Annotated in this window: 14 protein-coding genes; all 14 read right to left on the bottom strand. The window is 56.1% G+C overall.

All coding sequences use genetic code 11. The features are described 5' to 3' along the window. Positions 1 to 42: 42 nt before the first annotated feature. Positions 43 to 816 (bottom strand): MBL fold metallo-hydrolase, encoded by a 774-nt coding sequence (locus tag GZH47_RS29525; RefSeq protein WP_225446269.1) that lies wholly within the window; start codon positions 814 to 816, stop codon positions 43 to 45. A 46-nt stretch (positions 817 to 862) separates the two neighbouring features. Then, positions 863 to 1,531, bottom strand: coding sequence for a GNAT family N-acetyltransferase (locus GZH47_RS29520; protein WP_162644662.1), 669 nt, complete (start codon positions 1,529 to 1,531; stop codon positions 863 to 865). A gap of 18 nt (positions 1,532 to 1,549) precedes the next feature. Further along, entirely contained in the window at positions 1,550 to 2,221 is a 672-nt protein-coding gene (locus tag GZH47_RS29515) for a GNAT family N-acetyltransferase (RefSeq protein WP_162644659.1), read from the bottom strand. 27 nt (positions 2,222 to 2,248) lie between these two features. Beyond that, complete coding sequence (locus tag GZH47_RS29510; protein WP_162644657.1) at positions 2,249 to 3,112, bottom strand: carbon-nitrogen hydrolase family protein; 864 nt, start codon at positions 3,110 to 3,112, stop codon at positions 2,249 to 2,251. 24 nt (positions 3,113 to 3,136) lie between these two features. Further along, on the bottom strand, positions 3,137 to 4,495 hold the full coding sequence (locus GZH47_RS29505; protein ID WP_162644655.1) for a HAMP domain-containing sensor histidine kinase: 1,359 nt from the start codon (positions 4,493 to 4,495) through the stop codon (positions 3,137 to 3,139). Continuing rightward, the gene (locus GZH47_RS29500; RefSeq protein ID WP_162644653.1) at positions 4,492 to 5,190 is read right to left on the bottom strand and encodes a response regulator transcription factor; all 699 of its coding nucleotides are present in this window, start codon (positions 5,188 to 5,190) and stop codon (positions 4,492 to 4,494) included. The genes GZH47_RS29505 and GZH47_RS29500 overlap by 4 nt, the downstream gene beginning before the upstream one ends. Before the next feature lie 199 nt (positions 5,191 to 5,389). Beyond that, complete coding sequence (locus GZH47_RS29495; RefSeq protein WP_162644651.1) at positions 5,390 to 7,033, bottom strand: serine/threonine protein kinase; 1,644 nt, start codon at positions 7,031 to 7,033, stop codon at positions 5,390 to 5,392. A gap of 130 nt (positions 7,034 to 7,163) precedes the next feature. Then, a complete protein-coding gene (locus GZH47_RS29490; RefSeq protein WP_192043560.1) occupies positions 7,164 to 8,186 on the bottom strand; it encodes an SAM-dependent methyltransferase in 1,023 nt (340 codons plus the stop codon). Next, positions 8,187 to 8,966 carry an ABC transporter ATP-binding protein gene (locus GZH47_RS29485; protein WP_162644650.1) on the bottom strand — a complete coding sequence of 260 codons (780 nt, stop codon included), beginning with the start codon at positions 8,964 to 8,966 and terminating at the stop codon, positions 8,187 to 8,189. A 20-nt stretch (positions 8,967 to 8,986) separates the two neighbouring features. Then, on the bottom strand, positions 8,987 to 9,292 hold the full coding sequence (locus GZH47_RS29480) for a cyclic-phosphate processing receiver domain-containing protein (RefSeq protein WP_162644648.1): 306 nt from the start codon (positions 9,290 to 9,292) through the stop codon (positions 8,987 to 8,989). Beyond that, on the bottom strand, positions 9,289 to 10,131 hold the full coding sequence (locus GZH47_RS29475; protein ID WP_162644646.1) for a deoxyribonuclease IV: 843 nt from the start codon (positions 10,129 to 10,131) through the stop codon (positions 9,289 to 9,291). The genes GZH47_RS29480 and GZH47_RS29475 overlap by 4 nt, the downstream gene beginning before the upstream one ends. A gap of 6 nt (positions 10,132 to 10,137) precedes the next feature. Continuing rightward, positions 10,138 to 10,980, bottom strand: coding sequence for an Fpg/Nei family DNA glycosylase (locus tag GZH47_RS29470; protein ID WP_162644644.1), 843 nt, complete (start codon positions 10,978 to 10,980; stop codon positions 10,138 to 10,140). A gap of 134 nt (positions 10,981 to 11,114) precedes the next feature. Beyond that, positions 11,115 to 11,924 carry a TIGR01457 family HAD-type hydrolase gene (locus GZH47_RS29465; protein WP_162644642.1) on the bottom strand — a complete coding sequence of 270 codons (810 nt, stop codon included), beginning with the start codon at positions 11,922 to 11,924 and terminating at the stop codon, positions 11,115 to 11,117. A 5-nt stretch (positions 11,925 to 11,929) separates the two neighbouring features. Next, the gene (locus GZH47_RS29460; protein WP_225446268.1) at positions 11,930 to 13,528 is read right to left on the bottom strand and encodes a ribonuclease H-like domain-containing protein; all 1,599 of its coding nucleotides are present in this window, start codon (positions 13,526 to 13,528) and stop codon (positions 11,930 to 11,932) included. Between the last annotated feature and the right edge of the window lie 30 nt (positions 13,529 to 13,558).

Below are 13,558 nucleotides of genomic sequence, written 5' to 3'. Positions count from 1 at the left end.
ATCATAGCCGCTGTATATGATTAAAGTCAAGTGGCAGAACGCCTAAAGCGTGATCGACATGCCCGTTCGGGCGAAAGCCGTGCCCGGAGGAAGCCCGTAGTCGCGAGTGAGATCGATGTCATGCGACATATGCGTAAATATCGTTCTGCCGGGCCGCAGCCGTTCGATCAGCTGCAAGCCTTCTTTAACGTCATAAACGGAACGCGTCTCGAACGCAAAGGGCTCTTCGTAAAAGCTCGTTCCCAGAATAAGCACGTCCAGGTCCCGCAGCGGTTCCAGTTCTTCGCCTTGCAATGCAATCGCGTCCGAGCAATAAGCGAAACTGCGGCCGCTGGCAGCATGGGTGAAGCGGAACGCGTAAGCATAGCCATTCTTGCCGTGGTTGACTCTCCAGCAGATCGTTTCCCAGACGCCGAAGGTCAGCTTGTCGCCGATCGGCAAGAAATCGATCTGATTGCGAAGCCACGGAAACCGGACTAAGATTTCTTCAATGACTTCCTGTTTCGCGTACGCCTTGCCGCGTCGCCCGAGCCACCTGCATAAATCCGCGTATTCCGGGAGGCCGCCGATATGGTCGAAATGCGCGTGCGTGATGAGCAGCGTATCGACGTCGCGAAGACCGAACGCTTCCATGCCGCTGCGCCAATCCGGACCGCAGTCGATCAGCATCGTGCCGAACGAATCATCCGTAAGCTGCGCAAGGGAACGGAATCTCCGGTTTTTCCCTTCCGCTCTCGCCTCTTCGCAGACGTCGCAGGAGCAATACACGCGAGGTACGCCCATCGCGTCGCCCGTTCCCCAGAACGTGATGAACATCTTGTGCAGACCTCCTTTGACAAGTTAGATCAAGAATTCATTAGGATTACAACGGAAGTAGCGTCAGCGATTGTTTGCCTTTCAACTGTTCGATCATGCCGTACCATTCATCCGGCTTGTTGGGGAGCGCGGAATAATACTGCGTCAAGAAGGTAACGACTAGCGATGCATCCAGCTCCGATTGATCCTCGTCCGCCGGGAGGAAGCAAAGGTTCAGGCCGCCGACCGCGGATCCGTCCTCTTCCCAGGAAGGATGGACGTACGGGAAATCCAGTCGCATATAGCCGATGTGGGACAGCACTTCACGGCGAACGTACGGATTCATCGGATAGATGCCGCCGAATTCATACGTAGCTTGCACGGGATCATAGATTTCGGCGAACATGCCGATGGATACCGTGCCGCTCTTCGCAGCCAGCTGCTGCAAATCCCGCGAGCGATTGCGCAGCAGGAATCTTCCGATGCCAAGACCCGGACGGCCGACGATCGTAAAGTCCGTCATCGCGACTTTCAACTCGGGATAATACCGATACTCCGTCGTACCGACGACTTCCCCTTCATGCACGGCAACGTAAACATGGATGTTCTCGTCTTCGAGCGGGCCTTGCCATTTCTCGTACGCCAGCACTTCCTCGGGAGGAAAGACGGTTTTCATTAGGTCATGCATCTTCGCGAACAACGGGTTATCGATCGATTGAATACGTATGTAGTCCACTATTCTCGCTCCTTTAAGTTAACCTTGCGAATCTCGAAACGGATTTCTCCATTCCATGAGCGCCGCATAATTGCACGATTCTTCATCCTCTAAATAATTCGCGGCCGTCCCGACCGGCATGCGGCCGCAGCGCAGCAGGAACGATATGACGGGATCCGTGTAACGGCCGGCAACGATGCCTGCCAAGTATTCGTCCGGAGATACGCTGACTGCATAGCGGTGGTAGCTGGGCATCCGCCCCCCGCCAAGCAGCCGTTCGAGGCCCAGGAACACGACCGTTTCATACATGCATTGCATGAGCCATTTTCCGATGCCGGCTTTGCGCATCTCCGGAATGACGCAAATATCGACGATATACAGCGTACCGCCATCCGGTGCATGATTGCGAATATAGCCGCCGTCGGTCATGGATGCCCAGCTATGCTGGCCGGCCAACTGCGTGTCGTCGACCCTCAGTCCCGTAATCGAACCGACTAATCGGCCGTTCAGTTCCGCGCATAACGCCCCTTCCGGGAAACGCGTTACATGCTCTCGAAGCTGTTCCTCGTTCCACCAGAGGTCGGACGGAAACGGCGGCGGGAAGCATTCCTTCTGAATGGCGATCATGCCGGAAAAATCCGACTGCGTATAGTTGCGGATCGTGATTTCAACCGGTTTCCCGTCCGCGTAAACGATCATTTGCTTGCGCATTCTAAGTCCTCCTCGGACAGCCGCAGGTTAAGACCAATCGCCATACAGATCTGTACGGCGGTCACGCCATGTCGTCACGGACCCTGCCGCGCGAACATCGTGCAGCAGACTGACGTCGATATCCGCGACAACGAGCATGTCGTCGTTGATGACGCCTTCCGTCATGATGCCAGCTGGCGGGAACGGAATATCGTTCGGGGAAATAACGGCGGCTTGTCCGTAATTCGCCCGCATGAAATCCACCTTCCGGAGCGAACCGACCGTTCCGGTCGTTACGATATAGACTTGATTCTCGACGGCTCGTGCATGACAGCAGTAGCGCACCCGGTAGAATCCGTGACGATCGTCCGTGCAGGACGGACAGAAAATGATGTCCGCTCCTTTGGCTCTAGCCATGCGCACGATTTCCGGAAACTCGATATCATAGCAAGTCAGCATCGCGATGGTGCCGAATTCGGTATCGAACACGCGCAGCCCTTCCCCAGGCGACATGGACCACTCTTCCCGCTCCGTCGGCGTCATATGAAGCTTCTCCTGCTTCTCCACGCGGCCGTCCGGATAGAACAAATGCGCCGCATTGTTCAATTTGCCGTCTTTCGCGGCGACGACATGCGTGCCGCCGATGATGTGCATCCCATATTCCGCTGCCAGCGATTGAAAGAGGGTCACATAAGCCTCCGTGAAATCCGGCAGCCGGTCGATGCCCAGTGCCGCGCCCGAACCGTCTCCGATCGAGAGCAGCTGGGTGGTGAAGAATTCCGGGAACAACACGAACTGGACGCCGTATTCCGACGCATTCCTTACATAATGACGCACTTGAAACGCAAACTCGTCAAAATGACCGATGTCCGCGAGTTTATATTGCACCGCGCATACGCGTAACCCTTTCATGGTCCTCTCCCTTTGGCTGTTTCTTTATTTTCGCTGTGGAATCGCGATCGAAATCGTCGTCCCCTGCTCCGGCTTGCTGAATACGTCGATTTGGCCTTCATGCAAGTCCACGATCCGCTTGGCGATGGACAGGCCGAGCCCGACTCCGCCCGTAGTCCGGCTTCTGGCGCCGTCCACACGATAGAAGCGTTCGAACAAATACGGCATTTCGTCCTCGGGAATACCGATCCCTTTATCGGTCACGGAGAAACGAACGACGTTCTTATGAAGCGACAGCGTGATATCGATCGGTTCCTTGCTGTATTTAATGGCATTATCGATTAATATGACGAGCAATTGGCGGATTTTCTCTTTGTCCGCGCTCAATCGGATGTCTTGCTTGCCCGTCGTATGGACGCGGATCATCCGCTGGAACGTCATGTGCAGCATATCCGCCGTCTCGTCGGCCAGTTGAACGAGATTGAAGGTTTCGAGCTTCAACCAGTCTTCCTGCTCGGCTTGCGCCAACTGAAGCATCGATTTCGTGAGATTTTGCAGCCGCTGGGATTCTTTGCTGATCGCTTCGATCGCTTCGTCGCGGATGTTCGCGTCATCGCGTCCCCATCGCTTCAACAAGCCGGCATAGCTGCTGATGACCGTAAGCGGCGTCTTCAGCTCGTGGGAAGCATCGGCCACGAATTGCTTCTGGCGTTCAAAGGTCCGGTCCAGCCGGTCGATCATTTGATTGAACGCCCGTGCGAGCTGCAGCAGCTCCGCGGACTGATCCCTCTGGGCCAGCTCGATCTTGCGCAGCTTGCCGCTCCGGTCGATCTCCCGCATCGTCTGCACCATATGCTGAATCGGCGACGTTAAGCGCGACGTGAACCAATACGTGCCGAATATCGCGAACAGAATCGCTCCGATACTCGTAATCGTCAACGCGATGACCAAAACCTTCAAGTAACTGTCTAGCAACGTAAGCTTGCGATAAAGTTCCAGCGTCCCGATAATTTCGTTATCGTGAAAGAGCGGCACCTTCATATAGAGCACGCGGCGTCCTTCGATGAAGAACATCCCCGTGTCGTGCTTGATGGAGAAGTCCGGCTTGAGCGCGAGCAACTCCGGGTCCGATCCCTGCGTATTGACCACTTTGCCATTGCTATCGACGATCCGCATCAATTCGCTCACATTATAATAATCCCGCAGCAAATCCATGCTGGCTAGCTGATTGGGATCATTGATTCTGGGGTCCTCCAGCAAAATATTCACTTTATTCGTCAGTAATTGGTCTTCGCTGCGGATCGTGATTTTGATCACGAACAAGTAAACGAAAATATTAAACAAGATCAATATAAAAATTAGCCAAAATATCGTAAAAAACGTAAATCGGCGACGAAGCGTCATGCATCCGGCTCCTTTAGCATATATCCGACGCCGCGGACGGTATGGATCAGCTTATGACGATAGCCTTTGTCGACTTTCTGCCTCAAATAACGAATATAGACGTCCACGAGATTCGTTTCTCCGATAAAATCATAGCCCCACACCTCGGATAAAATATCTTCGCGCGACTTCTCTTCGTTCCGGTGCTCGGCCAAATAGACGAGCAGTTCGAATTCCCGCGGCGTCAATTCGATCGCCAGATCCTTGCGGAACACTTTGCGCGTGCGAAGCTCGATCGAAAGATCGGCGGCCTTCAACACGTCCGGACTCTCCGGCTCCTTCGGCTGCTGCTGGAAGATACGAAGCAAATTGCGTACCCGCGCAAGCAGCTCCTCCATCGCGAAGGGCTTCGTTATATAATCATTGGCGCCATGCTCGAATCCGCTGACTTTGTCCGGAATCGTATCTCGCGCCGTTAATAGAATGATCGGAATGGGATTGCCGGCCTGCCTGATGCGCCGCAGCACCTCGATGCCGTTCAGTCCTGGAAGCATGACGTCGAGCAGCAGCATGTCCCACTCGCCGTTCGTCGCCTGCTCCAAACCGCTCCTGCCGTCCGAAGCGCGGCCGACGATATAGCCTTCATGCTCCAGCTCGAGCTGGAGAATCCGCGCGATGCCGTCTTCATCTTCGATGACAAGAATGCGTTCGTTCATACTCGTTCTGCACCTACCTTGCTGTAGTCTATAACGGGCCCCAGCGGACCCGTTCCCATAATCATAATTAAGCATGTCCGTCAATGCAAGCGCTCTGGCATGCTCTTTCATAAGAGTCGCTCATCCAATCAGGGCTCAGAGACGATAAGCTTCTCCGATTAATAGATACTATGGATACGCAGAAGAGCGAGTCATTTGGTCAAATATTCGAAGTGATGGCATTCAATACAGGTAATAAGGCGCGTTCCAGCTGCGATCGCCAGCTATTGTTCGAGGTCGCCCAACCTCCGCGCCACACTTCATCCATCCATTCTTGCGCCGGCAGAAGCGGTATCGAGCAGCTGGGCTTGGCCGGCATCGACGCAAGCCATTCGCCGCGAGCGGCAAACTTCCCGTCCTTATTGGCGATCCAGTACGTTGGCCGTCCCTCGGCTTCTCGTTCGCTGCAAATCCGTTTCGCCGCAGCCAAGCGCTCGATTGTCCATTTGGAGGGAAATGGATCCGCGATAAGCAGCAGGCAATCGCAAGCCGCCAGCTGCTTCCCCGTCTCGGGCGAAAGCCACTTGCTTGATACGTCCGTCACAACGATCGAAGCGCGAATCGTTTGCAGCATCATGCGATGTTTAAGCTGCAGTTCCGCTGCTTGCCCTGAAGCGGCATTGGCCGAGGGTTCAAGCAGGTACCATTCCAAACGGCCCGAGCGCGACGTCATTTTGGCGTATCTGCCGTCTGCCGAAGGCTTGGTATTGGCATCCCCTCGGTTGCCGGACATGGGTATTAGCGCATGCCATTCCGGCTCTAGGTCAGGATGTTCGACAGCCGCGATGCTCCGATCTTCCGCACGCTCCAACAACTGCGCCAACGTAATCGCCGTGAACGTAGCCCCGGCACCTGGCGACAACGAGGCGATCATAACCGACCGCTGACGTCGAAGATGCGATAACGCTTGCGTATGAAGAATTGCTCCCGCGCCGACGCCGCCCCGTCCGCTCTCAGGAGCAGCCTTGCCGTGCAGACATTCTCCCAGCGCCTGCCTGACTTCCTCCATGGACCCGTATCGGCAGGCCGGAACGGGGTCGGTCATTCTGCTGACGATGGTCGTCAAAGCTGGCATTCCGCTGAGCTGCCATTGCGGCGCATTCCCCCTGCTGCCACCCGCTCCGGCGTTCCTGTCGATCTTCCCGCCGCCGGACAGCAAATAATACAACAGCGCGCCAAGGCCGAAAATATCGGTGCGCGCATCGCTCTGACGATCTCCCTCTTGCTCTGGCGCGGCAAATCCGGGCGTCCCCAAGGTTATCGTATCCTTGATTTGTCCCGGCTTGAATTGGCGCGCGATCCCAAAGTCGATTAACCGCACGAAACCGCTGCGATCGATCATGATATTCGTAGGCTTCAAGTCCCGGTGGATGATAGGGGGCTGCTGGCTGTGCAAATATCGCAATGCTTCGGCTAATTGCAGGCCGATTTCGACTGCTTTCAACGAAGGGATGAATCCGCCCTGTCGTTCCAAATAACCGTGAAGCGTCATGCCGTCGATGTAGTCCATGACCATGATTTCATAGCCGTCGTTCTCCGCGGCCGGGTAATAGTCCACGATCAGCGGCACATGGGGATGATTCAGCTGCATCAGCAGACCTGCTTCTTCGGCGCTGAACAATCCGTCGTTTTCGGATGTCCGATTCACCTTCAGGGCGCGGATTTTGCCTTGCAGCCGCAGATCTTCCGCGGCGTAAACTTCGCCCATGCCGCCATGACCGATCAATCCCTGAATACGGTACCGGCCGCCTATGAGCGTTCCTATCATGCGTTCCATTCGTTCCGTACGTTCCTTCTGTTCCATCTCGATCCAACCTCCTAAGAACGCAAAAAGCACCCCGAACGAAGACAGTTCCAGCGTGCCAGAACTGTCCGTCCAGGATGCTTTCCTGCGCGGCATATATTGATTTGCTAACTTGCGTATGAGACGATAACTATGCTTTCTTGTATTTCAAGTATAGCGTAATTTCATCGCGGTTGTGAAACAATTGTTTCGCTTTGATCAGCTCGAAGTGCGACTCCAGCTTCGCGACCACGTCACGAATCGTCTGCAGCGGCTTCTTATGCATCAGCTTGACGGTTATGATCGCCGCGGCTCCATCCTGCAGCGCCTCGGTTTTCTCGAGCACCAGCTTGGCCATTTGCATCGGGCTCCAGCTCATGTCGCACACGAGCAGATCGAACGTATTCGGCGGGAATCGAACGTCCGAAGCGTTCTTCTTTAATACCGTTAAACGCGGATAAGCCGCTAGCTTCGGATGCAGATTGGCGGGATCGACGGAAGTCACGCGCAGACCGCGTTCCAGGAGCAGTTGCGTCCAACCGCCCGGGGCAGCCCCGATATCCAGCGCCTCCCGGAACGTCTCCAGATAGAGCTTGAATGCTCGTTCCGCTTCCAGCAGCTTGAATTTCGCACGCGAAATTTGGCCTTCCTCGCGCTGGAAACGAACGGCGCCGCCCGGCCAGTCCGACAATTGCTCGGCCGGCGTTCCCCAGCCGACATACAATTCATTGTGTCCTGCGAAGATGGACAGGATCCGATCCGGAGACTGCATGGCCGTTTCCCCGCCCAATTCCATGATGACGGCATCCAACACCGCTTTCGTATCTGCGGCGGAATACGGGAAGAGCGTTCCCTCGACGCGTCTGATATGGATAGCGGTCAGGCCGTCCTCGCAGCGCTTTCGCGCGTTTCGAACAAGATCGGACAACTCCTGCAGATCGTCGGCCCCGCCATGAATCGGCAAAATCCGTTCGATCGGCTGTATATGCCGCAGAAAGATCGGCTCATTGCGCTGCATCAGTTCGAGCATGTCCTCTCGGCTTAACGGAACCTCGATGCGAAATACCTCGCCTGCGATAAGCTGCGTAAATTTAATCCCCTGAATCATTCTGCGAAGTTCTTCCATCGCAAGCGAGGCAAAGCCGTGATTCGCGGTTCCAATCCATTCAGTCACTTATGTTCTTCCTCCTGATAATGCCCGGATCCACGGGCGGTCGTCTGCCCAATGAACTTCCACGGGCCAATCGTATGCGGTGCTCAGCCATTCGGCGCTTAATACTTCTTTTTTCGGTCCTGCCGCTACGATTTCGCCGTTCTGCACCAAGGCGACATGCGTAAACAGCGGAATGATTTCTTCCATATGATGCGTCACGTAAACGACCATCATGTCGCGCTCGCTAAGGCGGCCAAGGTCAATCAGCAGTTTCTCGCGCTCGTAGAGATCAAGACCGGCACACGGCTCGTCCATGATCAACAGCTTCGGATTCAGCATCAGCGCGCGGGCGAGCATCACTTTCTTCCGTTCGCCTTGCGACAACGATCCCAGCGACTGTTCGGCCACATGCAGCAATCCCACTTCTTCCAGAAAGGACAATGCCTTCAAGCGCACCGCTTCGTCAATCTCCTGATAGAACCGGAGAAACGCGTATTCCCCCGTCGCCACGACTTCCCAGACCGGGTCGCGCAGCGTCAGCTTCTCCAGGATGGATTGGCTGATATAGCCGATTTCTTTGCGTACTTCGCGCACGTCGCATTCGCCGTAGCGGTTACCAAGCACATCGACCGTGCCGGACGTCGGAAACTCGTAGCCGTTCATCATTTCGAGCAATGTCGTCTTGCCGCAGCCGTTACGTCCGAGAATGACCCAATGCTCGCCTGTGTTCATCTGTAAATTAACGCCATTAAGGATTTGCCTGTCCCCGCGGCGGAACGTAATGTCTTGCAATGAAATCATGCTTTCCCCTCCCAAGGTTACTACGTCTTCATCGGTCCATGATGGATGACCACTTCAGGCGGCGCATGCTGCGTCAGTAAATGAATCATATTGATGCGGCCGGCAGGACTCGACGTATGAAAATAACATGTCCGCGGATAACGTCCGCTGTCCACGATATATTGCACCACAGCCAATCCGTTCGGCTGTCCCCAGCCGAGCTCGTAGTCCAGCGATAGCACGTCGACTTCTTCATGCTCCAGCAGCAGGATGCATTCCGCCGCTGACTTGGCAAGAACGAACCCATGCGGGCACGGCCTGTAATCATCCAAATAGACATTAATCATACGATTGACGAGCCTCCCATACGCCGGATAAGTTCCAATTGTCCCTTATGCGTGCCGTCGTTCCCCGAAGGCGTTTCCAATACGAATGGCGTGTTCGCCAGCAGCGGGTGCCGCAGCAGCCACGTCAAACCTGCTTCCCCGATATATCCTTCGCCGATGACCGCATGCCTGTCCCGCTTCTCCCCGCTTGGATAAACGGAATCATTCAAATGAATCGCCGCGAGATTTCCGATGACGCCAAGCTCGATCGCTTTCTCCATCCAAGGCCCATTCGGACTCCCGTCCCACACGCCGCTCGCGAACAAATGGCAGGTGTCCAGGCAAAAGCCGATTTTATCGGCGTCGGCGCATAAGCCGCGGATCTGCGCCAGTTCTTCCATCGTCGTGCCCATGAATGTGTGTTCGCCGGCCTGGTTCTCGATCAGCAGCTTCGCTTTGCCGTGCCATTGCTTCGCGACCGCGCTCAGCGTGATGACCGAATTCCGATACCCTTCGAGCGGGTCCGGACCTTTATAAACGCCGAAATGAACGACAACGCCGAGCGATCCGCACGCCTCGGCGATTTCCAGGTCGTTCAGCAGGGAAAGCACGGTACGCGCGCGATGCTCGGCATCTTCCGAAGCCACGTTCGTCGGATAAGGAGAATGCGCGATCGATACGATGCCACGCGCGGCACAATACTCGGCGCAGCGAATCGCTTCGCTGCGATCGAATGATTTTACCGCCAGGCTTCTTGGGTTCTTAGGGAAATATTGATAGGCTTGCGCGCCATAGGCAGCGGCCCTTCTCGCCGCTTCCCGATAGCCGCCACGCGTGGATACATGAACGCCGGCTCGCATGACCGGTTACCCTTCCTTCTGGCAGGACGGGCAATAAAATAATTTGCGCGAATTCAGTTCTGTCTGGACGATCGTGCCATCGCAGCGCAAGCAAGGTTCCCCGCCGCGGTCATAAACGCGGCAGCGCTCATTGTACCCGCCGGTCAATGTATCGTCGTTCGTCAGCGGCAGTTCCATGTAGCCGCCATGCGCGACGGCGTCCTTCAACACCGCGTGCATGGCATTGTATATGCGCTCCCAGGCTTCCGGATCGATTGCCGAAATCCGCACGTCCGGCCGAATTTCAGCTTCGAAGGCGATCTCGTCGGCGTAGCAGTTGCCGATGCCGGCAATTACATGCTGATCCACCAACGAATTCTTTAAGGAACCTCGTTTGCTCTTGAAACGCGCTTTGAAAGCTTCCAGCGTCAGTCTGCCGTCGAACGGCTCCGGACCGAGATCCGCAAGCTGCGCGTTCGTTTCCTTCACGGTCAGCAAATGGATATAACCCAGCCTTAAGCCGATGAAGCACAGATCGCCCGCGGGAAATCCGATCGTCACCTGGACCGTCCGGTCCGGCCGTTCGTGCGGCAGCCCTTCCGGGGTCAGCAGCGTATGGGATTCATAACGGATTAAGCCGCCCAGCATGAGATGCAGAAGCAGCCGTTTTCCATTGTCGAGATGGAAGAGAATCATCTTGCCCCGCCGTTCCACGAACCAGACGGTGCGTCCAACGAGCTCTTGCTCGAAGGTCTCTACCGGTACGTTGATGGATTTCGGCCTTGTCACGAGCACTTTCGTAATCGGCTGGCCGGCAATGCGTTCCGCCAGCAGCCTGCGGTAATGTTCCATTTCCGGATATTCCGGCATGCCTGCAACTTCCTTCCTATCGGCGCTGCCTTTGCTCAAATACAAGAATACGCAAGTTTCCTCTTGCCTCTAGCTTGCATCGCTGCGGAATGAACGCGCTGCGCCGCCAAATGACGGCGTCAGATCGTTTCATCTTAGGTCAGCTTCTTTCTCAGCCATTCCTGCAAGCCGCGCAAGTCCGCGATAACCTCGTCGGCTTCGCATCCCGCCGCTGCAAGCAGTTCTTTATAATTGTCGCCCGTTGCCAGCCCGGTTAAAACCAGCACCGACGGACAATCTACGGCATGTCCTGCCGCGATATCGGTGGCCGGATTGTCGCCGATCACCCATGTCTCCTGCGGCTCCAGTCCGAGCCGCTGCAACGCAAAGCGCATTTGAATCGCGGACGGCTTGCCGATGACGACCGGCTGCACACCGGAAGCCGCCCGGATTACCGCAGAAATCGAACCCGCTCCGGGGATCAGCCCGTTGTCCGATGGCAGCAGCAAATCGGGATTCGTCAATATGTACTGCGCGCCGTTGCGAATATGCCGCACGGCGCCCGCGATCTTGTCGTACGTCAGTTCCCGGTCAATGCCTTGAACGACCAGCTCCGGTCGTTCATCGTCAAGCTTCAGACCCGCTGCCAGCAGCGCGGTCGTAAGTCCGATTTCGCCGACCGCATGAACGCGCGCTCCGGGAATTTGTTCCGCAATGTAAGCAGCCGCTGCCTGCGCGGACGTGCACACATCCTCGGGAACCGCCGGAATCCCCATCCCGTTCAGCCGATCCGCGACGGCTTCCGGCGTAGCGGATGAATTGTTCGTTACGAATAAATAACGGATCTCTTCCTCGCGAAGCATGCGAATAAACGCGTCCGCTCCGGGAATCATCCTGCCCCCGTGATACAGCGTTCCATCCAAATCAATCAGCAATCCGCGGAGGTGATTGTCGCCCTTCCCCATGTCGCTCACCCCTTCGATCGTTTCAAACGCAGCCGGTCGATCCGTTTGCGTATAACATCCATTTCAATTCTTCGCTTGCCGTCCAAACGCAGGCCGGCATGCCTTCTGGCAGCCATTTCTAACGCCTGCTCTGCCAGCTGCAGCGCTTGCTCTAGTTCTTTGGTCTTATGCTCGTAGTACATGGCAAGCTCGATATGCGCCTCATAGTCCGGCCTCGACGTCTCGCCTGTCAGTAAAACAGCCTTCTGCCACAATAACACAGCCCGTTGCCAATTTCCACATTTCTTGTCGCGTTCAGCCAGCAGGCATAAGCATTTGGCGGTCGGCCGCGGATGCGCCGTAAACCGAGCATACAAGGGCTCTGCCAGTTCCGGTCTGCCCATCCGTTCCAGCCACAGTCCCGTGCGTAAAATCTCTTCGGCTTCCTCGGGGACGGGGATCCGCGATCCTACGCCTCCCCCCAGAAAATGGCCGAAGCGGATCGCAAGCGCAGCCAAGGACAGCATATCGATTTCATTATGCTTGAATACGCCGTGCAGCGGCTCCGGATTCCCGTCGGCGAGGTACTGGAAATAAATCGCCGGCGCGAGCGAGCCCGGCACGTCGTCGTCGCGCTTAATGCCGAGCCGTTCCTCTTCCACATGGCTGAGCCTGCAGGAAACAAGCGTATTGCGCCATACGGAACGCGAAGGATGAAGCAAATCGATATGGACCGGCTGCCAGTCGAATGAACGATAGCCGTGCAGGATGAACCGATTGTAAAGCACCGGCCAGTCGAACGTTCTCCCGTTGTATGTGACGAGATGCGTGAACTTCGGCAGCAGCGTGCTTAAATAGCCGATCATGGCGCGTTCCTCCGCCGGATGACGGATCAGCATCTGTTCGACGATGAATGTCTCTTCCCGCATGTAAGCCAGTCCGACCATGAACGGCAAATTGCCCGCGCCGACGCCGAGTCCTGTCGTCTCCAGGTCGAGGAACAGCGGGTTCATGCGGTTGTCTTCGCCAATGCCGACTTCGGTTGCTGCGTCTTCGGTTGCTGTATCTTCGTTCTCCGTAGCTTCAATCTTTGTGTCGCCGATTCCGCTGCGCTGGCTGGGTCTGTCTCCTTTGCCGCGGACATTGCCGAACTCGTCGAAGGCGGCCAAGGCTGGCAGCGCTTCGAGCAGCTCCTCCAGACCATGAACGCCATGGCGATGCGACAACGGATAGCGGCTCTCTCTCACGAGGAAATCGCCCTCTGGCGAACGAATCAGACGGACGCCCATTTCGCCCCATTCCTTCGAGAGCTCATCGGTTAGTTCATCGGAAGGAGAAGTCGCGAATGCATCGGTTGCAGCAAGCCCGCCGTCACTGAAGGCTTCTGTGGACCCATCGGATGCATCTGTCGATTCGGCCGAAACAATCGAATGTACCGGGTCTGAATGATCAGGCTCCGAATGAGCGAATGCGATCGCCTCTTGATCATTGCCGTTGATTGTTACCGAGGTACCTTCGCGTTCCTCGCCTGTCGGAGCAGGCACCTCGACCATGCCCGCAAGACGTTCCGCTTGCGCGGCTTGCGAGCTGCGAAGACGCAGCAGCTTGTCTCTAAGCCCGCTCATGACAGCCCGCCCGCTTCCTTAGCGGAATCG

The organism is Paenibacillus rhizovicinus (assembly GCF_010365285.1).
GTDB lineage: Bacteria > Bacillota > Bacilli > Paenibacillales > Paenibacillaceae > Paenibacillus_Z > Paenibacillus_Z rhizovicinus.
The sequence above is the reverse complement of the archived record's forward strand: the minus strand, read 5'-3'. Positions and strand labels throughout refer to the sequence as shown.